The 21550-nt window shown below is 66.6% G+C and carries 23 protein-coding genes; 14 read left to right on the top strand and 9 right to left on the bottom strand.

The genetic code is table 11. The annotated features are described in order from the left end of the window. Together ACX9OT_RS20430 and ACX9OT_RS20425 are read left to right on the top strand one after the other, a co-directional pair. Positions 1-298: integrase core domain-containing protein (locus ACX9OT_RS20430; protein WP_459003457.1), on the top strand; the 298-nt coding region annotated here is incomplete at its 5' end. A gap of 153 nt (positions 299-451) precedes the next feature. Beyond that, a complete protein-coding gene (locus tag ACX9OT_RS20425) occupies positions 452-1669 on the top strand; it encodes an RNA polymerase sigma factor (RefSeq protein WP_459003455.1) in 1218 nt (405 codons plus the stop codon). A gap of 51 nt (positions 1670-1720) precedes the next feature. Here the strand turns inward: ACX9OT_RS20425 and ACX9OT_RS20420 are convergent, their stop codons facing one another. Beyond that, complete coding sequence (locus ACX9OT_RS20420; protein WP_071227749.1) at positions 1721-2284, bottom strand: EF-hand domain-containing protein; 564 nt, start codon at positions 2282-2284, stop codon at positions 1721-1723. 156 nt (positions 2285-2440) lie between these two features. On the opposite strand from ACX9OT_RS20420, the gene ACX9OT_RS20415 reads away from it, so the two are divergent. Further along, the gene (locus ACX9OT_RS20415) at positions 2441-3196 is read left to right on the top strand and encodes an arginyltransferase (protein ID WP_125893787.1); all 756 of its coding nucleotides are present in this window, start codon (positions 2441-2443) and stop codon (positions 3194-3196) included. Between the two features lie 38 nt (positions 3197-3234). After that, positions 3235-4440, top strand: coding sequence for an endonuclease/exonuclease/phosphatase family protein (locus tag ACX9OT_RS20410; protein WP_459003452.1), 1206 nt, complete (start codon positions 3235-3237; stop codon positions 4438-4440). Positions 4441-4511: 71 nt separating this feature from the next. Here ACX9OT_RS20410 and purT read toward each other — a convergent pair whose 3' ends face one another. After that, a complete protein-coding gene (gene purT / locus ACX9OT_RS20405; RefSeq protein WP_132809558.1) occupies positions 4512-5699 on the bottom strand; it encodes a formate-dependent phosphoribosylglycinamide formyltransferase in 1188 nt (395 codons plus the stop codon). A 137-nt stretch (positions 5700-5836) separates the two neighbouring features. Here purT and ACX9OT_RS20400 point away from each other — a divergent pair, with 137 nt between their 5' ends. From ACX9OT_RS20400 to ACX9OT_RS20380, 5 genes are read left to right on the top strand one after another with little or no spacing between them, the layout of a single operon-like run. Then, positions 5837-6718 (top strand): SPFH domain-containing protein, encoded by an 882-nt coding sequence (locus tag ACX9OT_RS20400; protein WP_459003450.1) that lies wholly within the window; start codon positions 5837-5839, stop codon positions 6716-6718. Between the two features lie 45 nt (positions 6719-6763). Continuing rightward, complete coding sequence (locus ACX9OT_RS20395) at positions 6764-6943, top strand: type II toxin-antitoxin system antitoxin (RefSeq protein WP_065178114.1); 180 nt, start codon at positions 6764-6766, stop codon at positions 6941-6943. Continuing rightward, on the top strand, positions 6940-7119 hold the full coding sequence (locus tag ACX9OT_RS20390) for a DUF4177 domain-containing protein (RefSeq protein ID WP_032127598.1): 180 nt from the start codon (positions 6940-6942) through the stop codon (positions 7117-7119). Before ACX9OT_RS20395 ends, ACX9OT_RS20390 begins: the two co-directional genes overlap by 4 nt. A 3-nt stretch (positions 7120-7122) precedes the next feature. Further along, positions 7123-7716, top strand: coding sequence for a PH domain-containing protein (locus ACX9OT_RS20385; RefSeq protein ID WP_107433610.1), 594 nt, complete (start codon positions 7123-7125; stop codon positions 7714-7716). A 9-nt stretch (positions 7717-7725) separates the two neighbouring features. Beyond that, a complete protein-coding gene (locus ACX9OT_RS20380) occupies positions 7726-8535 on the top strand; it encodes a M15 family metallopeptidase (protein ID WP_459003447.1) in 810 nt (269 codons plus the stop codon). Positions 8536-9031: 496 nt separating this feature from the next. Here ACX9OT_RS20380 and ACX9OT_RS20375 read toward each other — a convergent pair whose 3' ends face one another. The 4 genes from ACX9OT_RS20375 to ACX9OT_RS20360 form a co-directional block, all read right to left on the bottom strand. Beyond that, complete coding sequence (locus tag ACX9OT_RS20375; RefSeq protein WP_019659313.1) at positions 9032-9403, bottom strand: DUF423 domain-containing protein; 372 nt, start codon at positions 9401-9403, stop codon at positions 9032-9034. A 103-nt stretch (positions 9404-9506) separates the two neighbouring features. Further along, a complete protein-coding gene (locus ACX9OT_RS20370) occupies positions 9507-10580 on the bottom strand; it encodes a polyketide cyclase (RefSeq protein WP_032127602.1) in 1074 nt (357 codons plus the stop codon). 234 nt (positions 10581-10814) lie between these two features. Further along, a complete protein-coding gene (locus ACX9OT_RS20365) occupies positions 10815-11456 on the bottom strand; it encodes a response regulator (RefSeq protein WP_006424175.1) in 642 nt (213 codons plus the stop codon). Next, positions 11456-12658, bottom strand: coding sequence for a sensor histidine kinase (locus ACX9OT_RS20360; protein WP_049461775.1), 1203 nt, complete (start codon positions 12656-12658; stop codon positions 11456-11458). The genes ACX9OT_RS20365 and ACX9OT_RS20360 overlap by 1 nt, the downstream gene beginning before the upstream one ends. 153 nt (positions 12659-12811) lie before the next feature. On the opposite strand from ACX9OT_RS20360, the gene ACX9OT_RS20355 reads away from it, so the two are divergent. Genes ACX9OT_RS20355 through ACX9OT_RS20335 form a run of 5 tightly spaced genes read left to right on the top strand, consistent with a single transcriptional unit; the run spans position 12812 to position 15800 of the window. Continuing rightward, complete coding sequence (locus ACX9OT_RS20355; RefSeq protein ID WP_032127604.1) at positions 12812-13408, top strand: GNAT family N-acetyltransferase; 597 nt, start codon at positions 12812-12814, stop codon at positions 13406-13408. Beyond that, positions 13354-14199 (top strand): septum site-determining protein MinC, encoded by an 846-nt coding sequence (gene minC / locus ACX9OT_RS20350; RefSeq protein ID WP_049398896.1) that lies wholly within the window; start codon positions 13354-13356, stop codon positions 14197-14199. The genes ACX9OT_RS20355 and minC overlap by 55 nt, the downstream gene beginning before the upstream one ends. A 35-nt stretch (positions 14200-14234) precedes the next feature. Beyond that, complete coding sequence (minD, locus tag ACX9OT_RS20345; protein ID WP_010483375.1) at positions 14235-15044, top strand: septum site-determining protein MinD; 810 nt, start codon at positions 14235-14237, stop codon at positions 15042-15044. Between the two features lie 2 nt (positions 15045-15046). Continuing rightward, positions 15047-15307: a cell division topological specificity factor MinE gene (minE, locus tag ACX9OT_RS20340; protein WP_004148073.1), complete on the top strand. Its 261-nt coding sequence runs from the start codon at positions 15047-15049 to the stop codon at positions 15305-15307. 13 nt (positions 15308-15320) lie between these two features. After that, positions 15321-15800: a hypothetical protein gene (locus ACX9OT_RS20335; protein ID WP_049422782.1), complete on the top strand. Its 480-nt coding sequence runs from the start codon at positions 15321-15323 to the stop codon at positions 15798-15800. An 87-nt stretch (positions 15801-15887) separates the two neighbouring features. Here ACX9OT_RS20335 and ACX9OT_RS20330 read toward each other — a convergent pair whose 3' ends face one another. The 3 genes from ACX9OT_RS20330 to ACX9OT_RS20320 form a co-directional block, all read right to left on the bottom strand. Beyond that, on the bottom strand, positions 15888-17132 hold the full coding sequence (locus tag ACX9OT_RS20330) for a DUF819 family protein (protein WP_459003441.1): 1245 nt from the start codon (positions 17130-17132) through the stop codon (positions 15888-15890). A 141-nt stretch (positions 17133-17273) separates the two neighbouring features. Beyond that, on the bottom strand, positions 17274-19352 hold the full coding sequence (locus ACX9OT_RS20325) for a prolyl oligopeptidase family serine peptidase (protein ID WP_107433615.1): 2079 nt from the start codon (positions 19350-19352) through the stop codon (positions 17274-17276). A gap of 213 nt (positions 19353-19565) precedes the next feature. Continuing rightward, positions 19566-21530, bottom strand: a complete 1965-nt coding sequence (locus ACX9OT_RS20320) for an OPT family oligopeptide transporter (protein ID WP_032127608.1) — start codon at positions 21528-21530, stop codon at positions 19566-19568. Positions 21531-21550 lie beyond the last annotated feature (20 nt).

The following is a 21550-nucleotide window of genomic DNA, read 5'->3' as shown; positions in this document are numbered from 1 at the left end:
GCTGATCCATCACTCTGATCGTGGAATCCAGTACTGCTCGGATTACTACCAGAAGATCCATGCGCGGCACGGCCTGATCTGCTCGATGACCGACGGCTACGACTGCTATCAGAACGCTCTGGCAGAGCGGGTCAACGGGATCCTCAAGTGCGAGTTCCTGCTTCATCGCCCACGGGACCTGGGGCAAGCCCGCCAGATGGTGGCTGAGGCCGTAGATATCTACAACGCTGAGCGCCCCCACCTGTCCCTTAAAATGCAGACGCCCGATGCGATGCATCGGGCGTCTTTGGCCGCCTGACGGCGGCCGGACCATCCACCCATCGGTGTCAACCTATGGCAGGACGAGTCAATGAGGTTGCCGGCCAGCGGCCGGCACTACCGTGCAGAAGGCCGGTCACATTCGGCGCGCGGCTCCGTCTTGGGACACAATCCCAGCAGGAGAGCCGCCGCCATGACGACGTTCGCCGCATCGATCGACCAGACCCTGGAACGCGAACTGCCTGCCGCTGCCAGCGGTTGCCAGCACGCCTATGGCCGCATCGTGCTGGCCTGCCAGAACACGGTTACCGCCATCGCGCTGGCCATCACCCGCGATCGTCAGGCCAGCGAGGACATCGCCCAGGAGGCCTTCGTGAAGGGCTGGCAGCAGCTGCACCAGCTGCGCAGTTCGACCAGCTTCCTGCCCTGGCTGCGGCAGATCACCCGCAACCTGGCCCGCGACTGGCTGCGCACTCAGCGCGGCCGGCCGCTGACCGGCGAGGCCGCCGAGGTGGCGATGGGCATGGCGGCCGACCCGGCCCCGGGCGCGGCCGACCGGCTGCAACGGGTGGAAGAAGAGATCGCCGCCGAGGACATCATTTCCGCGTTGCCGGCCGACAGCCGCGAAGTGCTGCTGCTGTACTACCGCGAAGGCCAGCGTTCGCAGCAGGTGGCTGACCTGCTCGGGCTCAGTGACGCCGCCGTGCGCAAGCGCCTGTCGCGCGCCCGCGCCCTGGTGCGCGATGGCCTGCTGCAGCGCTTCGGCGAATTCGCCCGCAGCAGTGCGCCGAGCGCGGCATTCGCCACCGCCGTGGTGTCGATGGTGCTGGTGGCCGCGCCCGGCACGGCCAGCGCCGCGATCCTGCTCGGTACCGGCGTCGGCATCGGCGGCAGCAAGCTTGGCCTCGGCGGCGCCAGCGCTGCGGGCGGAACCGCGATGGGCTCGTTGACCGCCACGCTGGGCCAACTGCACGTGCTGCCGGCCGAAAGCTGGGGGGCGGTCATTGGCGGCGTGGTCGGTGGTGCGATCGGCAGCTATCTGGGCGGACGCTTCCTGATGTCGTACACGGAAACGGCGTCCGAGCGCGCCGACGTGCGCCGCTTCCTCTACCTCAACATCATCACCGGCATGTTCTGGTGCCTGGCGATCCTGCTTGCGGTACTGCTGCAGACACCGGTCTGGGCACAGCTGACGGTACTGGCCGTGGGCCTGGGGGTGGTCAACTACCAGTGCCTGGTGCCGCTGCAACGGGTGATGGCACCGATGATCGCGCGCGATTCGGCACGGCGCGGGCGCACCGGGACCAACTGGAAGTACGAATCCATGTATGGCCGCACCGGCATCATCGCGATGAACCTGATGGTCATCGCGCTGGTGCTGTATTCGCTGGCACGCAGCGGCCGCCTGTAACGGACAACGCCGGCAGTGCGCCGGCGTTGTCGTCGATCATTGCAATGAAGCTCAGCGCTGCGGCTTCGGCGCGGCACCGTCACGCGGGCCGCCGTGGCGCGGGCCACCGTGCATCGGGCCCTTGGCGGCATCGAACTCGGCCTTGCTCAGCTGGCCATCCTTGTTGGTGTCGGCGGCGGCGAACCAGGCATCACGACGCTGCTTCATGCGCAGCTCGCGGTCGGCCTTGTCCAGGTAACCGTCCTTGTTGAGGTCGAGCTCGTCGAAGCGCGCGGCCAGGCGCGGATCGGCCTTGGCTTCCTCGCGGCTGATGCGGCCGTCCTTGTTGACGTCCAGCTTGGCCCAGCGCTCACCGCCGTGGCCACCACGGCGACCATGCTGCCATCGCGGCAGCTCATCGCGCGAGAGCTTGCCGTCCTTGTTCTTGTCCAGCTCGTCGAACTTCGCGGCCAGGCGCGGGTTGGCAGCGGCTTCGCTGCGGTCGATCACGCCGTCGCCGTTGGTGTCCAGCTTGGCCGGGCGCTGCGCCGGCGTGGTCGGGGTGTCGGCGGCCAGCGCGATACCGGAAGCGGAAGTGCCGAGCAGCAGGGCCAGCAGCAGGGGGGTACGGATCATGAGGTCACTCCTGGGGATGGGAACAGCGTCGGGGTGATCACTTCACCCTCGGGGAACAACAACGCCCGGGCGCGACATCGGTTGACGCCACTGCCGGTTCCATTCATCCGGCGGACAGTCGCCGCCACTGCGACAGGCTGGGGCTATGCTGTGCCCATGGCGATACATGGCGACAGAGACGACGAACTGCGACTTTTCCAGACCGGCGAGCACCCCTGCGGGTACTGGTCGGACCGGGTGGCGCGCGACCTGGTGCTGGACCCGCACGATCGCCGCCTTGGCGGCCTGTACCCGCTGGCACTGAGCTGGGGCTTCCGCCGCAGCGGCGACCTGGTCTACCGGCCACATTGCGCGCACTGCCAGGCCTGTGTGGCGGTGCGCATCCCGGTGGCGCGCTTCGCCCCGGACCGCAGCCAGCGCCGTTGCGCGGCCCGCAATGAAGACCTGGAGGTGCGGATCACCGCCGCCACCGCCCGTGACGACCTGTTCGCGCTGTATCACCGCTATCTGGTGCATCGCCACGCCAACGGTGGCATGGACGACCATGGCCCGCACGAATTCGAGCAGTTCCTGATCGGCAGCTGGTCGCACACCCGCTTCATGGAGATGCGCCTGCCCGGCCACGACGGCCAGCCCAGCCAGCTGCTGGGTGTGGCGGTGACCGACGTCACCGAGCACGGCCTGTCGGCGGTCTACACCTTCTTCGACCCGGACCATGCCGCGCGTGGGCTGGGCACCTTCGCGATCCTGCAGCAGATCGAATGGGCCCGCCGCGAGGGCCTGCCGCACGTATACCTGGGCTACTGGATCCGCGGGCATCAGAAGATGGACTACAAACGGCGCTATCGACCGCTGGAAGCCTACGACGGCCGCCGCTGGCACGATTTCGACGACGAACTGGACGGACGCTGACAAACCACTGACACCGGGCCGGGTGCACAATACGGCGCATGAACCTCCGACCCCAGATCCTCGCCCTGGCCCTGCTCTGCGGCGCCACCGCTTCCGCCTTCGCCACGCCCCCTGCGATGACCGAAAAGCCGTCCGCTGCGCTGCGCCTGGCCACCTACAACACCTCACTGTACTCCGATGAGACCGGTGGCCTGATCAAGGAACTGGAAGGCGACAGCGAGCACGCGCGCAAGATCGCCGCGGTGCTGCAGCAGGTGCGCCCGGATCTGGTGCTGCTGAACGAGTTCGACTTCGACGACGCCCACCGCGCCGCCGACCTTTTCCAGAAGCGCTACCTGGAAGTGGCCCAGCCCGGCGGCGGCAAGCCGCTGCACTTCGCCTACCGTTACCTGGCCCCGGTCAACACCGGCGTGCCCAGCGGCCTGGACCTGGACAACAACGGCGTGGTCGGCGGCGAAGGCCGCAGCCGCGGCAACGATGCCTGGGGCTACGGCCTGCACCCGGGCCAGTACGGCATGCTGGTGCTGTCGCGCTACCCGATCGATGAAGCCAAGGTGCGCAGCTTCCAGCTGCTGAAGTGGAGCGCGATGCCGGGCGCGATCCGTCCGGTCGACCCGCGCACCGGCAAGAGCTTCTACAACGACCATGTGTGGTCGCAGCTGCGGCTGTCGTCGAAGTCGCACTGGGACGTGCCGGTGAAGACCCCGGCCGGCGTGGTCCACGCGCTGGTCTCGCACCCGACCCCGCCAGTGTTCGATGGCCCGGAAAAGCGCAACGCCGCGCGCAACCACGACGAACTGCGCCTGTGGCAGGAATACCTGTCCAAGGGTGACAAGCCTTGGCTGTGCGACGACAAGGGCCAGTGCGGCGGCCTGGCACAGGACGCGCGCTTCGTGATCCTCGGCGACCTCAACAACGACCCGGTCGACGGCGATGGCCGCCATGAGGCGATCGTCGAACTGATCGAGAACGCCCGCGTGCTGCGCTACCCCACCCCGCGCAGCGTCGGCGGCGAGCAGACCAGCCTGGCCTATGCGGCCAAGGGCATCGAGCGCAAGGGCGCACCGTTCCATGCCACCGGCGATTTCGGCCCGAAGTCCGGCACCATGCGCCTGGACTACGTGCTGCCCTCGACCGGTTTCGAGTACATCGGCAGCGGCGTGTTCTGGCCGGCCAATGAAAGCCCGGAAGCGAAGATCGCCGACGGCAGCGACCACCACCTGGTGTGGGTGGATGTGAAATAACAAAAAGGGGACGGAGGGGATTAAGTCGTCTGTGCCACAAACGACTTAATCCCCTCCGTCCCCTTTTTGCTTTACGGGCGCAGTTCGACGCCGATGGCGTCGGCGGCATCACGCGCGATGGCGCGCGCTTCGTCGATGGTTTCCGCGCGCGCCAGGGTCACGCCCACGCGGCGATGGCCGTGCACGCTCGGCTTGCCGAACAGGCGCACGGCGGTGTCCGGCACCTGCAGGGCGGCGGCGACGTTGTTGAAATACGGCACGCCCTCGCCATGCGCCAGCAGCGCGCACGAGGCCGACGGGCCACTCTGGCGGACCACCGGGATCGGCAGGCCGAGGATGGCGCGCGCGTGCAGCGCGAACTCGCTCAGTTCCTGCGAAACAAGCGTCACCAGGCCGGTGTCGTGGGGGCGCGGCGACACTTCGCTGAACCACACCTCGTCGCCCTTCACGAACAGCTCGACACCGAACAGGCCCCAGCCACCGAGGTCATCGGTGATCACGCGCGAAATCTCTTCGGCACGCGCCAGTGCCGCGCTCGACATCGGCTGCGGCTGCCAGCTTTCGCGGTAATCACCGTCCTTCTGCAGATGGCCGATCGGCGCGCAGAACGAGGTGCCGCCGGCATGGCGCACGGTCAACAGGGTGATCTCGTAGTCGAAATCGATGAAACCTTCGACGATGCAGCGGCCGGCACCGGCACGGCCCCCGGTCTGCGCGTAGTCCCAGGCCGGGGCGATGTCCGCCTCGCTGCGCAGCGTGCTCTGGCCCTTGCCCGAGGACGACATCACCGGCTTGACCACGCAGGGCAGGCCGATGGCGGCCACAGCGGCGCGGTACTCGGCTTCGGTATCGACGAAGCGGTAGGGCGAGGTCGGCAGGCCCAGGGTTTCGGCGGCCAGGCGGCGGATGCCTTCACGGTCCATGGTCAGGCGGGCGGCGCGCGCGGTCGGGATCACCCGCAGGCCCTGCTCCTGTTCCAGCTGGACCAGGGTTTCGGTGTGGATGGCCTCGATCTCCGGCACCACCAGGTGCGGCTGCTCCCGGGCGATCAGGGCACGCAGCGCCATCGCATCGAGCATGTCGATCACGTGCGAGCGGTGCGCGACCTGCATGGCCGGGGCATCGGCATAGCGGTCGGCGGCGATCACTTCCACGCCCAGCCGCTGCAGCTCGATGGCCACCTCCTTGCCGAGTTCGCCCGAGCCGAGCAGCAGCACGCGGGTGGCGGAGGGGGACAACGGAGTTCCAAGCTTGGCCATGGCGGTTCCAGCAGCGATGTGAAGGCGGGTGGGCATTCTAGCTGGCCGACCGTCCCGGCCATGGCATCCGACGAACGGTAGTCGACAAGTGATATCACTTTGATATCTTCATTCCGAACCCTCAAGGACGTACCGCCATGAAAGAGAAGTCGCTGTCTTCGCTCAACGGCCTCGGCACGCTGGCCGGCGCCCTGCTTGTCGCCCTCGCCGGCGGCGCCCTGTTCGTACTGGGGGTAGCAGCCAAGGCCAGCACCGGCTCGCCCAACCTGCTGCTGATGTTGGCAGGCATCCTGGTGGCGGCGCTGGCGGTCTTCGCCCTGGCCGGCCTGTACACGGTCCAGCCCAACCAGGCGGCGGTGCTGAGCCTGTTCGGCAAATACGTGGGCACCGTGAAGGACAACGGCCTGCGCTGGAACAACCCCTTCTATGCCAAGCGCCGGGTCAGCCAGCGCGTGCGCAACTTCGAGAGCGGCAAGCTGAAGGTCAACGAGCTGGACGGCAGCCCGATCGAGATCGCGGCGGTCATCGTCTGGCAGGTGGTCGATGCCTCCGAGGCGGTCTACAACGTGGACGACTACGAGAGCTTCGTGCACATCCAGTCCGAATCGGCGCTGCGCGCGATGGCCACCAGCTACCCCTACGACCAGCATGAGGATGGCCAGCTGGCCCTGCGCAGTCATGCCAGCGAGATTTCCCAGCACCTGAAGAACGAACTGGCCGAGCGCCTGGCCGACGCCGGCGTGCAGGTGATCGATGCGCGCATCAGCCACCTCGCCTACGCCGCTGAAATCGCCCAGGCGATGCTGCAGCGGCAGCAGGCCAACGCGGTGATCGCCGCACGCACGCGCATCGTTGCCGGTGCGGTCGGCATGGTCGAGATGGCCCTGGCCGAACTGCAGAAGAACGGCGTGGTGCAGCTGGACGAGGAACGCAAGGCGCACATGGTCAGCAACCTGCTGACCGTGCGGTGCTCGGATCGCGGCACCCAGCCGATCGTCAATGCAGGCTCGCTGTACTGAGCCACCCTCGCAACGGGGCGCCCCACCGCCCCGCCAGGAGCCCCCATGAGTGAGAAGAAAGCCTATCCGCTGCGCATCAATGCCGAGGTCCTGGCCGCGGCGCAGCGCTGGGCTGATGACGAACTGCGCAGCCTCAACGCGCAGATCGAGTACGTGCTGCGCGACGCCCTGCGCAAGGCAGGACGCCTGCCCAAACCCACGCCATCGTCGGAGGACAAGGAATGAGCAAGCGCTGGAGCTACCAGACCATCGAGGTCAAGACCTCCATGATGGGCGTACTCAAGGCCGAGGATGTCCAGGCCGAGCTGAGCCGGCAGGGCCAGCTGGGCTGGGAGCTGGTCAACATCATCATCCCGGCGCCGATGCGCCCGGCGATGCTGGTGTTCAAGAAGGAGGCCTGAACCATGGGCGGCAGTGACCCGAAACCCTTTGACGTGGCCGAGAGTTCGCCGCTGCGCGTGCTGTGGATCGTGCTGCCGCTGCTGGCTGCCTTCGTGGCCTGCCTGTATGCGCAGCTGTACAAGGCACCGGCGAACGCACCCTGGATCGAAGTTACGCTGTCGCCGCCCTGGTTCCGGATGGGCGGCAGTGCGGCATGGAGCCTGATCGTCATCGCTGTACTCGCTGTCGGGCTGGGGGCCGCATTCTTCCGCCGCCGGGTGGAACTGGCCGGCGATGTGCTGGACGTGCGCTCGACGATGTATCGGCGGCGGGTGCCGGTGGCGCAGTTGCGGCTGGACCAGGCCGAGGTGGTCGACCTGCAGCGTGACCGCCGCTATGGCATCCGTGTCAAAACCAATGGCTATTCAATGCCTGGCTTCTACTCGGGCCACTTCCGCCTGCAGGGAGGCGGCAAGGGCTTCGCCCTGGTCACCGACCGTGCGCGTGTCCTCGCCCTGCCGGTCAGTGATGGCAGCACGCTGCTGCTCAGCGTGGACCGGCCGCAGGCGCTGCTCGATGCGCTGCGCAAGGTGGCCGCGTCGGCACCACGGCAGTAAGCTGAGGCGATGCAACGACGCCCGCCCCTGCTGATCAACACCGAGGCCATCGAGCTGTGGCCCGCCCACCTGTTGCGCGCACGCAGCAACCTGGATGCACGCCTGCTGTCGCAAGCGCAGTGGGTGCTGCGGCGCAAGCGTGATGGCCGCTACCTGGCGGCGGTACTGCCGCACGGCGTGCATTCGATGGTGCCGCGCCTGCCGCGCGAGCCCGGGGTCGAGGAAGCATTGGCGCTGCTGGATGCCTCGGCTGCACGGCCCTTCGGCGCCGGACTGGAAGATCAGTGGCTGCCGCTGGCGGGGCTACAGCAGCGCCTTCAGCAGCTGGGACTGGATGCACAGCGCTATGCCGACCACAGCGGCCTGCCGCTGGAACCCGAACCCTGCCTGCTGCATTTTGCCGGCCGCGATCGCTTCGCCCGCCCGCTGTGGCTGCGCCGTGGCGCCGCGCAGGGCTGGCGGCGGATGCGACTGCACGCAGCACAGGATGGCATTGCGCTGGACGCCATCTCCGGCTTCCGCAGCCATGCCTACCAGTTGGGCATCTTCGAACGGAAGCTGGCGCGCGGCTTGAGCGTGGCAGAGATCCTGAAGGTGAATGCCGCACCGGGTTTCAGCGAACACCACAGCGGCCACGCGCTGGACATCGGCACACCGGGCGACGCCCCGGCCGAAGAATCGTTCGAAGCCACCGACGCGTTTGCGTGGCTGCAGGCGAATGCCGGTGGGCATGGCTTCCAGCTGAGCTACCCGCGCGACAACCCGCACGGCATCGTCTACGAACCGTGGCACTGGTGCTGGAGACCGGCCAACGGCTGAGCCCCTCGTGGCGGCCGCAGGGCGAAATTCATGGAGCTGTCCGGGCGGGTAGGCTGGGCAGGGTACGCCGTGAATCCATCCCTGGAGGCTTAGCCGCGCCATCCATGGCGCGGATACCCCAGCCCAGCCCACCCGCCCGGCCTCTGACAGTTTCCGTGTGCGTCCGCCACGGAATGGAACAAGAGAGCAAAGACAAAAGCGGGTCGCTTCGCTCGAAGCCTCTATAACGGATCAGCGCGCGGCTGTTGGGTCCGCCTTCAAGCGAGCCGAGCACCGCAGGTCCGGCGAGGGCGAAGAGGTGCGGGTGTCTGAGCGCAGCGAGTTCCCGCACCGCCCCTCGACGGGCCGAGGAGCGCAGGGGACCGGTGCGCAGCACCGGCTCGCGGCCGGCGGCGCGTTTCTTTTGGTTACTTTTCTTTTCGCGCGAAAAGAAAAGTAACGCCCATGAACCCTTAGGATCGCATCGGCATGGATCGAAGCGACAGCCCTGCGACCGTCACCGCCTCAATGCATTGATCGCCAGCAGCACCCATCCAGCCATCATGCTGGTGCCACCGATCGGTGCCATCCGCGTCGGCCACTGCCACAACGCACCGCCCACCAGGCTGCCGGAAAACAGCAGCACGCCCAGCAGCAGCACGTACAACGCCAGGTGCGCGATCGCACCCTGCGCGCGCGGCCCGAGCGCCACCAGTACCGCGCCATGCGCGAACGCATAGAGCGCCGCCATGTTCAGATGCTGCTGCGCCAGCGGGTCGGCCACACCGTGCGAGGCATAGGCCGACAGGCCGATAGAGGCGGCGGCCAGCAGCGCCCCCAGGCAGGCCAGCAGTGATGGCTTACGTGCGCGACGTTCGAGATTGAACATGTGGGCTCCTTGCGCAGCGCCCTTGCCGGGCGCCAGATGAAAAAAAACGCGCCGCAATGAGCGGCGCGTTTTCGTGTCCAACACTACATGGGTCAGCCGAGGCTTACTTGACGGCCCAGTAGATATCGTAGGTCGCTTCCGGGGTGAACGACTTGTCCAGACCGTCCTTCCAGGTTTCGTACGGACGATCGACCACTTCCGAACCGTTGGTCACAGCCCAGGCACGCAGGCCGTTGCGGGCCACGTCCAGACCCGCCATGTGGCCGGTGTAGGCGGCATGCGCCGAACGGTGCGGAGCCACGTGCACGTACTTGACCGGAGCGCCGCCGTCGATCTTGACGGTCAGCTCTTCAGCGGTGGCACCTTCAGCACCCTTCTTCTTCACCGGCTGGGCGATGTCGAAGGCGTACTTCTCCTGACCGAAATCGGTGGTGATGATGCGGAACGGACCGGCGGCTTCAAGGCCGTTGGCCTCCATCACGCGCTTGATCCACTCCTGGTTGTCCTTGATGGACTTGGTGATCGTGTCCTGACCGCGGTCCACGTTACCGGCGTTGACGACCAGCAGGTCTTCAGCCGGCACATTGACGATGGCCAGATCGGTCAGCGGGGCTTCCGGGGTGCGGTAGTCCACGTTCGGGACGCTGGCCAGCATGTTGGCCATACGCGACAGACCCATCTTGATGTCGTCGCCGATCTGGCGGCTGACATACAGGCCGGCATAACGGCCGAACAGGTCGAAGCCGTACTTCACCGAGTAGTCCTGGGTGATCTTGACGTTGCGGCCACCCTTGCCGGTCGGCTCCAGCGTGAAGGTGGTGATCTTGTCGTGACCCTTGGTGGCGTCATCGATGGCGATCGCAACACGCTTGTTCTCTTCGGCTTCGGTGATCTTCCAGGAACCGGTGCCCAGGTCCTTGGAGGTGAAGTCGAGAGTGGCACCGACGCCGGAGGCCGGGCCGGACAGCTTCAGTTCAACGGCGGGATCGCGCAGTACCAGCGGGTTCCAGTCCTTGAAGCGGCGCAGGCTGCTGACCGTGTCGTACACGATCGTCATCTTGCGGTTGGTCTCGATGCTTTCGGTGATGTGACGCTCGCCCGGCAGACATACGCCAATGATGACGAACAGGCCAGCCACGATCCCCAAGGCGATCAGGAACTCGATAATACGGGTCATTCAGAGAGTCTCCGGGGCCGATCCCACGGCCGGGTTGATTGAAGCGAAGCGCCAATCCTAGCAGGCTTCGCGGGCATTGTTTATCGGGATTGGCGCACCGGTTTCCCTGCCGGCTGCGTATTTGTATGGACAAAGAATTCGAAGGGTACCGCATACCGATACCCGTGAAGTAGGGGGCAACCCCACCCGAAGGCCATGACTGGACCTCAAGTCATTGTCCTGAAAAGGTTTTCCTCAGACCAGCTGGAGTTCGAACGCCTTCAGTACGGCGCGCGTACGGTCGCGCACGCCCAGCTTGGACAGGATGTTGGACACGTGGTTCTTGATGGTGCCTTCGGCCACACCCAGCGAGTTGGCGATCTCCTTGTTGGAGAAGCCACTGGCCATCAGGCGCAGGATCTCGGTCTCGCGGTCGGTCAACGGGTCCGGGCGGTCCAGGCTGACGAACTCGTTGCGCATGTGCTCCAGGCCGGACAGCAGGCGCTGGGTCACGGCCGGCTGCACCAGCGAACCGCCGTCGGCCACGGTGCGGATGGCACCGACCAGCTGCGCCAGGGTCACGTCCTTGAGCAGGTAGCCCTTGGCTCCGGCCTTGAGCCCGGCCAGCACCAGCTGGTCGTCGTCGAAGGTGGTGAGGATGATGGTCGGTGGCAGCTGCTCCTGGCGCGACAGAACCTGCAGCGCCTCCAGCCCGGACATCACCGGCATGCGCATGTCCATCAGCACCACGTCGGGGCGCACCTGCGGTATCAGCTCGACCGCCTGCCGGCCATCGCCGGCCTCGGCCACCACCTCGATACCGTCGTCGAGCGCCAGCAGGGAGCGGATTCCCTGCCGCACCAGGGTTTGGTCGTCGACCAGGCAGACGCGAATCATCAACGCACTCCTTCAGGAACCTTGGTAAGGGCGGCCACCAGCACCGTTGCCGGCACCGTCGCCCGCAGCCGGAAGCCTTCACCGGGACGGGTTTCGACCTGCAGCTGGCCACCACATTGTTGCAGGCGCTCGCGCATGCCGCGCAAGCCATTGCCCACATTGACCATATCCGCGCCGACGCCGTCGTCGCGGGCCTCCACCACCACCCGGTCGGGGGCTTCACGGTACACCTTGATCCACAGGTGGCGGGCGCCGGCATGGCGCACCGCGTTGGTGATGATCTCCTGGGTACAGCGCAGCAGCACGTGGGCCCGCTGCGGGTCCTCCACGTTCAGCGGATCCTCGATCTCCAGCTGGATGTCCAGCGAGGGCACGTTCTCGGTCAGCGGGCGCAGCGCCGCCGCCAGATCGATGGCGCCGGTCTCGCGCAGCTGGCTGACCACCTCACGCACGTTGCCCAGCAGCAGCTTGGCCAAGGCATGCGAGCGCTTCACATGGTCCAGCGCCTGGCCCTCGGCCAGGTGACCGGCCACTTCGAGGTTCAGGGTCAGTGCGGTCAGCTGATGCCCCAGGAGATCGTGCAGCTCACGCGAAATGCGGGTTCGCTCGTTGACGCGGGCGCTTTCGGCCAGCAGGGCACGAGTGGCACGCAGTTCCGAATTGAGCCTGCGCTGCTCGTCGCGGGCCTGGGTCTGCTGTCTCGCGACAAGGCTGGTCACGAAGATGAACATGGAAAAGCCGCCATACAGCAGCGATTGCATCACGGCTTCGAACAGCGGGAAGTTCAGCAGTATGTAATAGACCGGGGCCACCGCCAGCTGGCTGACCAGCAGCCACAGCACGCACAGACGCGCCGACAGCATCCACGGAATGACGCCGGCAGCCACCATCATCAGGATGCTGCCCAGGCCCGAACCACTGAGGAAACTGACGCCCAGCGCCGACACCGTCAGCAGCAGCAGCAGGCCGCGGTCCAGCCAGGTGGTGTGACTGTCGCTGTCACTGCGCAGGAGGCGGGTCAGCCAGTAGTACGCGGCGCCGAAGGACAGGTAGGCGACGAACAACAGGATCGCCCAGCTGCCCATATCGCTGCGGCTGTGCAGGTTCTCGAATTGCGAGTACGCCAGTGGCAGGCCGACCATGACCCAGGTAAACAGGCCGGCCAGACGGAGGACGCGGGTATGGCTGAGGACTCCCAACATGCCAGCACTCTACGGGCCCGGCCCGCGTCGCGCACTCCCACGGAAGTCATGCATCCGAGGTCCCCTGTTCATGCCGCAGCCCACCCCGGGCATGCAATAATCGTGCGCAGGGTCCAATTTGACGGACCAACCGCGTTACCCCACGGAGTCACAATGTCGATTGTCATCCGCGACGTGCGCGAGCACGAGCTCGATTCCGTCCTGGCTTTGAACAACAACGCTGGCCTGGCCATCCTTCCCCTGGATGCGGCCCGCCTGCGCCTGTTCTACGAAACCGCTGAATATTTCCGCGTCGCCGAGCGCGACGGCAACCTGGCCGGCTTCCTGATCGGCTTCGGCAGCGACAGCCAGCACGACAGCAGCAACTTCGCCTGGTTCAAGCAGCAGCTGGACACCCCGTTCTTCTATATCGACCGCATCGTGGTCGCCAGCCGCCGTCGTGGCGGTGGCGTCGGCCGTGCGTTCTATGCCGACGCGCAGAGCTTTGCCGAGCTGCGCTACCCGCAGATGACCTGCGAAGTCTTCCTCGACCATGGCGCCGATGCCGCCCTGCTCTTCCACGGCAGCTTCGGCTTCCGCGAGCTGGGCCAGAACACCATGCCGCAGGTCGACGTGCGCGCCAGCATGCTGGCCAAGGAACTGTGCAGCTACCCGTGGGTCCAGGAGACCTACGGCGGCAAGCTGCCGGATGTGGCATGGACACGTGCCCGGCATCTGCCGGCGCAGGCACAGCGGCCGACGGGGACCTGAGCGTGGCGGTGAATTTCGATTATGAACAGGCCGGTGAACTGAAGATCGGCCAGGTGGGCATCGCCAACCTGCGCATCCGTACCCTTGATGTCGAACGCCTCGTGCAGGAAATGCGCGAACGCGTCACCCGTGCGCCGAAACTGTTCGGCCGCGCCGCGGTGATCCTCGACTTCGGCGGCCTGAGCCAGGTGCCGGACGTGGCCACCGCGCAGGCGCTGGTCGATGGCCTGCGCAGTGCCGGCGTGCTGCCGGTGGCGCTGGCCTATGGCACCAGCGCGGTCGACCTGCTCTCGCAGCAGCTCGGGCTGCCACTGCTGGCCAAGTTCCGCGCCCAGTACGAGCGTGCCGAGGCCGAGCCGGCCCCGCCGCCGCCCGCGCCGGAACCGCGTCGCGCAGCCCGTGCCGAACCGAAGCCGGCACCGGCCACGCCGGTGGCCAAGGTTGCCGACGCCGCCGCACCGCAGCCGGGCCGCATGCAGCTGGGCAACGTGCGTTCGGGCCAGCAGCTGTACGCTGAAAACTGCGACCTGACCGTGATGGCCACCGTCGGCGCCGGCGCCGAGGTCATCGCCGATGGCAGCATCCACATCTACGGCACCCTGCGCGGCCGCGCGCTGGCAGGGGCACAGGGCAACACCGCGGCACGCATCTTCTGCCGTGATTTCCATGCGGAACTGGTCGCCATTGCAGGCCACTACAAGGTACTGGACGATGTCCCGGACTCCCTGCGCGGCAAGGCCGTGCAGGTGTGGCTGGAACAGGACCAGATCAAGATCGCTGCGCTGGACTGACGCAGCACCCAAACAGAATCATCAGGAGAAGTCCTTTGGCTGAAATCATCGTAGTCACCTCCGGCAAGGGCGGCGTCGGCAAGACCACTTCCAGCGCGAGCCTGGCCTGCGGCCTGGCACGGCGCGGCAAGAAGGTGGCGGTGATCGACTTCGACGTCGGCCTGCGCAACCTCGACCTGATCATGGGCTGCGAACGCCGCGTGGTGTACGACTTCGTCAACGTCGTGCACGGCGAAGCGACCCTCAAGCAGGCCCTGATCAAGGACAAGCGCTTCGAGAACCTGTACGTGCTGGCCGCCTCGCAGACCCGCGACAAGGACGCACTGACCCAGGAAGGCGTGGGCAAGGTCCTGAAGGACCTGGCCGCCGACGGCTTCGACTACATCATCTGCGACTCCCCGGCCGGCATCGAGAAGGGCGCCTTCCTGGCGATGTACTTCGCCGACCGTGCGGTGGTGGTGGTGAACCCGGAAGTGTCGTCGGTGCGCGACTCGGACCGCATCATCGGCCTGCTCGACTCGAAGACCCACAAGGCCGAGTCCGGCCAGGACGTGCCGGCCTTCCTGCTGCTGACCCGCTACACCCCGCTGCGCGTGGAAAGCGGCGAGATGCTCAGCATCGCCGACGTCGAGGAAGTGCTCGGCCTGAAGGCGATCGGCGTGATCCCCGAGTCGGGTGACGTGCTCAACGCCTCCAACAAGGGCGAGCCGGTCATCCTGGATGTCGAGTCCGCAGCCGGCCAGGCCTACGACGACGCCGTCGCGCGCATCCTCGGCGAAGAACGCCCGATGCGCTTCACCAACGTCGAGAAGAAGGGCTTCTTCAGCAAGCTGTTCGGAGGGTAAGCATGGGCCTGTTTGATTTCCTCAAAGCGAAGAAGACCACCGCCGAAACCGCCAAGAACCGCCTGCAGATCATCATCGCGCAGGAGCGCAGCAACCGCGGCGGCCCCGATTACCTGCCGCTGCTGCAGCGCGAGCTGCTGGAAGTGATCAAGAAGTACGTGAACATCGACGTCGATGCAGTGAAGGTCGACCTGGTGAAGGATGGCCAGCACGATGTGCTGGACATCTCCGTGGCGCTGCCTGAAGGCCCGGACAAACCCTGAAGCTCTGCCCCGCATGACCGATACGACAACCGCCGTGGACATCACCTGCGTGGGCGACATCGCCTTCGCTGATGCGCAGTGCCTGCTCGCCGCGCATGGCCTGCAGCTGCACCACGTCGCGGCCGGTGAACCGATTCCCGGCAGCTACTGGGGCGAGCCCGAGGCCGGCATCATCGCCAGCAACGTGTACGTGCGCGATGACACGCCCGTGCACTCGATGCTGCACGAAGCTTGCCATCTGATCGTGCTACCGCCGGAGCGGCGTGCGCAGGTGCATACCGACGCCACCGACTCGGTGGCCGAGGAAGATGCCACCTGCTACCTGCAGATCGTGCTGGCCGGGCAGCTGCCTGGCGTTGGCAGTGCGCGGTTGATGGCCGACATGGATGCCTGGGGGTATACGTATCGGCTGGGGTCGACACAGGCGTGGTTTGAGCAGGACGCCGAAGACGCGAAGGCATGGTTGATCGAACGCGGATTGCCGGTGGCGTAACGCATCGGTAGTGCCGGCCGTTGGCCGGCAACCTCATGAACCCGTGCAGCATTACCTGGTTGCCGGCCAGCGGCCGGCACTACCCCATCAGCCCTGCCCTGCCAGCGCGCGCAGGGAAATGCCGACGATGTAGGCCAGGTAGGTGCCGGTGGCGTAGCCCATCGTGCCCAGCAACACGCCCACCGGCGCCAGGGCCGGATGGAACGCTGCAGCCACCACCGGCGCCGAAGCCGGGCCACCGATGTTCGACTGCGAACCGATCGCGAAATAGAAGAACGGCACCTTCAGCAGCTTGCCCAGGCACCACAGCAGCGCGATGTGCACGGCAATCCAGATCAGGCCGAGCAGGAACAGCCACGGGCGGTCCAGCAGCGCCAGCAGATCCATCTGCATGCCGATGCAGGCAATCAGGAAGTACAGCAGCAGCGAACCCAGCCGCGAGGCGCCCGCCCCTTCCAGCGTGCGTGCACGGGTGAAGCTCAGGCTCAGGCCCAGCGTGGTCGACAGCACCACCACCCACACGAACGGCGCATCCAGGCTGAACTGCGAGGCCCAGCTGGCATTGGCCTTGAACCATGCTGCCAGCGGCGCACCGATCGCGTGTGACAGACCCACGCCGCCGAAGGCCACCGCCACGATCAGCATCAGGTCGGTGAGGCTGGGAATACGCTCGTGCTCGGCCTGGAAGCGCGCGATGCGCTCCTTCAGCTCATCGATGGCCGACGTGTCGGCACCGCTGCGCGCGTCGATCTTCGCTGCGCGCCCGGCCAGGAAGATCAGCGCGGCCATCCACACGTAACCGACACCGACATCGACCACCGCGAACTGGCCGAACGTGGTGGCGTTGACGTCGAACACTTCGCGCATCGCCAGCATGTTGGCACCGCCGCCGATCCAGCTGCCGGCCAGTGCGGCCATGCCGGCCCAGGTGTCACCGGCCACCGTTTCCGGATGCAGCGCGCGCATCACCAGGAACACCACCACCGCACCCAGCATGATGCTGGCGGACGCACCCAGGTACATCAGCACCAGCTTCGGGCCGAGCCGCAGGATGCCCTTGATGTCCACCGCCAGGGTCAGCAGGATCAGCGCTGCCGGCAGCAGGATGTCGCGTGCGATCGGGTTGTAGAGCCTGGTGTTCTGGCCGTCGATCAGGCCGACGGTGTTGTAGATGCCGGGAATCAGGTAGCACAGCAGCAGTGCCGGCACGAAGGTGTAGAAGCGTTTCCACAGGCCCTGCTCGCGCGAGGCGGTCCAGAACACGGCGCCCAGGGTGGCGGCGATCAAACCGAAGACGACGATGTCGTTCTGGATCAGGGCGGTCGAGGGCATGCAGGCGCTCTGGGTAGAGCCGGCCGCTGGCCGGCTGCTGTTGGCGGCAGATCAGGAAGGTGTGCCGACCAACGGTCGGCACCCACCGGTACAGCAGATGGCGAAACAAAAGCGCCGCCCCGAAGGGCGGCGCTGCAGTCATCAGTTGCCGATGTGCTGCTTCAGCCAGGCATTGACGGTGTCATGCCACAGGATGCTGTTGTTCGGCTTCAGCACCCAGTGGTTTTCATCCGGGAAGTACAGGAACTTCGATTCGATGCCCTGGCGCTGGGCAGCAGTGAACGCGGCCAGGCCCTGCTCGACCGGAATACGGAAGTCCTGCTGGCCGTGGATGACCAGGATCGGCTTCTTCCAGTCCGCCACGTGGTTGACCGGGTTGAACTTCTCGTAGTTCGCCGCCTTCTGGTACGGCGTACCGCCCTGCTCCCACTCGGTGAACCACAGTTCTTCGGTGGCGTAGCCCATCATGCGCTGGTCGAACACGCCGTCATGGTTGACCAGGCACTTGAACGGGCCGTTCCAGTTGCCGGCGATCCAGTTGACCATGAAGCCGCCGTAGCTGGCGCCCAGCGCACAGGCCTTGTCACCGTTGAGGAAGGAATACTTCTTCAACGCCGCATCCCAGCCCTTCTGCAGGTCTTCCAGCGGGCGGTCGCCCCAGTGCTGGCTGATCGCATCGGTGAAGGCCTGGCCATAGCCGGTGGAGCCGTGGAAGTCGATCATCACCACGGCGTAGCCCTGGCCCGCATAGGTCTGCGGATTCCAGCGGTAGCTCCAGCCATTGCCGAAGCTGCCCTGCGGGCCACCGTGGATCAGGAACGCGACCGGGTACGACTTGCCTTCCTGGTAGTTGTGCGGCTTGACCACATAGCCGTGCACGGTGTCGTTGTTCCAGCCCTTGAACTCGAACTGTTCGTAGTCACCGAAGCTGACGTCCTTGAGCACGTCGCCAGCGGCCGGGGTCAGCGCGCGCAGCTCGCCGATGGCTTCGCCGGCGGCCGGCAGCAGGCCGACCAGCACCTGGTCGTTGCTCTTCAGGCTGTTGCGGGTGATCGCCACGCTGGTGCCGGCCACGTCCACCGAGGTCACGCTGCCGTCGCCGATCAGCTTGGTGGCCTTGCCGCTGGCCACGTCGATCTGGAACAGCGGGTGCTCGCCGAGGTCATCGGCGGTGGTGTAGATGCTGGAGCCGTCGGCGGACAGGGTGATGCCGCCCGCCGAGCGATCCCACTGCGGCGCGATCTCACGGCTCTTGCCGCTGGCCAGGTCCATCGCCATCAGGCCGAAGCGGTCGGCCTCGAAGCCCGGGCGCTTCATCGCACGGTAGAACAGGGTCTTGCCGTCGGCACTGAACACCGGGCCGGCATCCCAGGCCGGATTGGAGGCGGTCAGGTTGACTGGCGCCTGCTTGCCCGCAGCGTCGAAGCGGTACAGGTCGAAGTTGGTCGACCACGGCTCCTGCTTGCCGGCCACGCGGATGCTGGCCACCACGCTGGCGCCATCCGGCGACCACGCGAAATCGTCATTGCCACCGAACGGCTTGGACGGTGCATCGCCGTCGATGGTCGCGCTCAGCGCCGAGGCGCCCTTGACCGCCCCGGCCTTGGCTGCCGGCAGCGGTGCCACGAACAGGGTGTTGCGGCGGCCGTCGTTCCAGGTATCCCAGTGGCGCACGAACAGCGAATCCCACACCTGGCCGCTGGCCTTGGCGTCCTTCTTTTCCTTCAGCTTCTTCTCGGTGCATGCCAGATCCGAGGCACAGGCCTGGAACACGCCGGCACTGAACAGCACGCGGTCGTCCTGCGGTGACACGTGGTAGCTGTCAACGTCCACCGGGAAGTCGGTCAGCTGACGCGGGGTGCCGCCGTTGATCGGCTGCGCGTACAGCTGCTGGCTGCCGTTCTTGGCACTGAGGAAATAAACGGTCTGGCCATCGGCCGACAGCGACGCGGAATTGACGCTCCAGCCAGCCGGGGTGATCTGCTTCGGCGGAGCGGCGTCACGCGTGCGCAGGTTGCGCGCGAACAGCGCGGTGGAGGCCTTCAGGTTGGCGTCCACGCTGCGCTTGGCGAACACCACAGTGCCACCGTCCGTGGTCAGTACCGGCGCGGAGACGCGGTCCATGGCCACCATGTCGCGGACTTCCAGGCCACGGGCAGCGGCAACGCTGGGCAGGGCAGCCAGCAGGCTCAGTGGCAGCAGGGCATGACGCAGTTTCATCGGGGTCTCCGCAGGACGGCAAAAAACCGATGGTAGGCCCGTGCGGCCGGGGCTGCCAAGGCCATCGGTCATGGCTGCCCGCGGGGTTGGCCCCGCCGCCAGAAAAAGCAAACCGCGCCGTAGCGCGGTTTGCGGTAGTGCCGGCCGCTGGCCGGCAACCAGGGGTATCACGGGATTCCGGGATTGCCGGCCAGCGGCCGGCACTACCCGTCCCTACGCCTTGGTGTACTTGCCGGTGCGGTAAATCAGCCAGCCCACCAGGAACAGCACGGCCAGGCCGATCCACTGCGCGCCCGGCAGGTGGAACGGCACGGCCAGCACGTCGGCGCGGCTGCTGACCACGATCGGAATCGCGATGGCGATGCCCATCAGTGCCTCACCGGTGATCAGGCCCGCAGCGAACAGCACGCCCGGCTTGTGCACGCGGTCGCGGCCTTCTTCGTCATCGGCGCGCACCTTGTGGAAGCGCTCGACCAGGTGGGCGATCAGGCCGCCGAGGAAGATCGGCACCATCAGCTCCAGCGGCAGGTAGATGCCGATGGCGGCGGCCAGCACCGGCACGCGGAAGCGTGCGTTGCGCGACTTCAGCCAGCTGTCGAAGGCAATGATGGCGGCACCGACCACGGCACCGATGCCGATGAAGGTCCACGGCAGTTCGCCGCCGAACAGGCCCTTGGCCACCGAGGCCATCAGGTTTGCCTGCGGCGCAGCCAGCGCGTTCGGGTGCAGCTCGGACTTCACGCCGATGCCGTAGGCGGTGGCCAGCAGGTTCAGCACTGGGGCCATGATCAGCGCACACGAGAAGGCACCGATGCCCAGCATCAGCTGCTGCTTCCACGGGGTGGCACCTACGATATAGCCGGCCTTGAGGTCCTGCAGGTTGTCACCGCCAACCGCTGCGGCGCAGCACACCACCGCGCCGATCATGATCGCCGCCACCGCGCCCAGCGGCGCACCGCCGGCACCGACCGGCTTGAGGCCATCGGCGCCCAGCAGCACCACCAGCACGGCCGAGGCGAACAGGATGGTGGAGATGGTGATGCCCGACACCGGGTTGTTGGACGAACCGATCAAGCCGGCCAGGTAGGCCGAGACCGACACGAACAGGAAGCCGGCAACGATCATGATGATGGTCATCGGGATCGACACGTGCCACTGGCCGACGATGGCCTGGTACAGGGCCAGCAGCGGCAGCACGAAGACCACCAGGGCCACCAGCATCCACTTCATCGGCAGGTCGCGCTCGGTGTGCGCAAGCACCGGGCCACCGCTCTTGCGGGCGGCGGCAAAGCCGCTCTTGACGCCATTGAGCAGCGACTTGCGCAGCGAGATCAGGGTCCAGATGCCGCCGATCAGCATTGCGCCGACCCCCAGGTAACGCATCTTCGCGCCCCAGATGGCGAACGCCGCTTCGGTGGAGGATGCCGTGGCGACCGACGCGGCCAGTGCCGGATCGGTGTTCATGAAGAACGCCTGGTAGATCGGGATGGCGATGTGCCAGGTCAGGATCGAGCCGGACACGACCACGATGCCGACGTTGAGGCCGACGATGTAGCCCACGCCCAGCAGTGCCGGCGACAGGTTGGTACCGATGAAGGCGGTGACCTTGGAACTGCCGACATAGGCCGAGGTGGCCCAGGCATCGGGAATCAGGCGCATGCCGCTTTCCGCGGCCAGCTTGACGAAGGCACCGATGACTGCCGACAGGCCGAGGATCTTCAGGCCCGGGCCCGGGTTCTCACCGGCCTTGAGCACTTCGGCCGCAGCCTTGCCTTCCGGGAACGGAAGCGGGTCTTCAACGATCATCGAACGGCGCAGCGGCACCGAGAACAGCACGCCCAGCAGGCCACCGAGGCCGGCGATGCCCAGCACCCACCAGTACTTGAAGTCCGGCCAGTAGCCCATGATCACCAGCGCCGGGATGGTGAAGATCACACCGGCGGCGATCGACGAACCGGCCGAGGCGCCGGTCTGCACGATGTTGTTTTCAAGGATGGAGCCACCGCCCAGCAGGCGCAGCACGCCCATGGAAATCACCGCGGCGGGAATGGCGGTGGCGATGGTCAGGCCTGCGAACAGACCGAGGTAGGCGTTTGCGGCCGACAGCACCACCGCCAGCACGATGGCCAGGGCCACTGCGCGGAAGGTGAGCTGCTTGGGCGCAGCGTCGTGGTTCATGGAAGCCCCTGCTGGCAAAA

Source organism: Stenotrophomonas genospecies 3 (assembly GCF_054473855.1).
The sequence above is the reverse complement of the archived record's forward strand: the minus strand, read 5'-3'. Positions and strand labels throughout refer to the sequence as shown.

What these genes read in the sequence shown, in the direction of transcription:
- ACX9OT_RS20425 (WP_459003455.1), top strand. Translation starts at nt 452, where the DNA reads ATGACGACGTTCGCCGCATCGATCGACCAGACCCTGGAACGCGAACTG.
- ACX9OT_RS20420 (WP_071227749.1), bottom strand. Translation starts at nt 2,284, where the DNA reads ATGATCCGTACCCCCCTGCTGCTGGCCCTGCTGCTCGGCACTTCCGCT.
- ACX9OT_RS20415 (WP_125893787.1), top strand. Translation starts at nt 2,441, where the DNA reads ATGGCGATACATGGCGACAGAGACGACGAACTGCGACTTTTCCAGACC.
- ACX9OT_RS20410 (WP_459003452.1), top strand. Translation starts at nt 3,235, where the DNA reads ATGAACCTCCGACCCCAGATCCTCGCCCTGGCCCTGCTCTGCGGCGCC.
- purT (WP_132809558.1), bottom strand. Translation starts at nt 5,699, where the DNA reads ATGGCCAAGCTTGGAACTCCGTTGTCCCCCTCCGCCACCCGCGTGCTG.
- ACX9OT_RS20400 (WP_459003450.1), top strand. Translation starts at nt 5,837, where the DNA reads ATGAAAGAGAAGTCGCTGTCTTCGCTCAACGGCCTCGGCACGCTGGCC.
- ACX9OT_RS20395 (WP_065178114.1), top strand. Translation starts at nt 6,764, where the DNA reads ATGAGTGAGAAGAAAGCCTATCCGCTGCGCATCAATGCCGAGGTCCTG.
- ACX9OT_RS20390 (WP_032127598.1), top strand. Translation starts at nt 6,940, where the DNA reads ATGAGCAAGCGCTGGAGCTACCAGACCATCGAGGTCAAGACCTCCATG.
- ACX9OT_RS20385 (WP_107433610.1), top strand. Translation starts at nt 7,123, where the DNA reads ATGGGCGGCAGTGACCCGAAACCCTTTGACGTGGCCGAGAGTTCGCCG.
- ACX9OT_RS20380 (WP_459003447.1), top strand. Translation starts at nt 7,726, where the DNA reads ATGCAACGACGCCCGCCCCTGCTGATCAACACCGAGGCCATCGAGCTG.
- ACX9OT_RS20375 (WP_019659313.1), bottom strand. Translation starts at nt 9,403, where the DNA reads ATGTTCAATCTCGAACGTCGCGCACGTAAGCCATCACTGCTGGCCTGC.
- ACX9OT_RS20370 (WP_032127602.1), bottom strand. Translation starts at nt 10,580, where the DNA reads ATGACCCGTATTATCGAGTTCCTGATCGCCTTGGGGATCGTGGCTGGC.
- ACX9OT_RS20365 (WP_006424175.1), bottom strand. Translation starts at nt 11,456, where the DNA reads ATGATTCGCGTCTGCCTGGTCGACGACCAAACCCTGGTGCGGCAGGGA.
- ACX9OT_RS20360 (WP_049461775.1), bottom strand. Translation starts at nt 12,658, where the DNA reads ATGTTGGGAGTCCTCAGCCATACCCGCGTCCTCCGTCTGGCCGGCCTG.
- ACX9OT_RS20355 (WP_032127604.1), top strand. Translation starts at nt 12,812, where the DNA reads ATGTCGATTGTCATCCGCGACGTGCGCGAGCACGAGCTCGATTCCGTC.
- minC (WP_049398896.1), top strand. Translation starts at nt 13,354, where the DNA reads ATGGACACGTGCCCGGCATCTGCCGGCGCAGGCACAGCGGCCGACGGG.
- minE (WP_004148073.1), top strand. Translation starts at nt 15,047, where the DNA reads ATGGGCCTGTTTGATTTCCTCAAAGCGAAGAAGACCACCGCCGAAACC.
- ACX9OT_RS20335 (WP_049422782.1), top strand. Translation starts at nt 15,321, where the DNA reads ATGACCGATACGACAACCGCCGTGGACATCACCTGCGTGGGCGACATC.
- ACX9OT_RS20330 (WP_459003441.1), bottom strand. Translation starts at nt 17,132, where the DNA reads ATGCCCTCGACCGCCCTGATCCAGAACGACATCGTCGTCTTCGGTTTG.
- ACX9OT_RS20325 (WP_107433615.1), bottom strand. Translation starts at nt 19,352, where the DNA reads ATGAAACTGCGTCATGCCCTGCTGCCACTGAGCCTGCTGGCTGCCCTG.
- ACX9OT_RS20320 (WP_032127608.1), bottom strand. Translation starts at nt 21,530, where the DNA reads ATGAACCACGACGCTGCGCCCAAGCAGCTCACCTTCCGCGCAGTGGCC.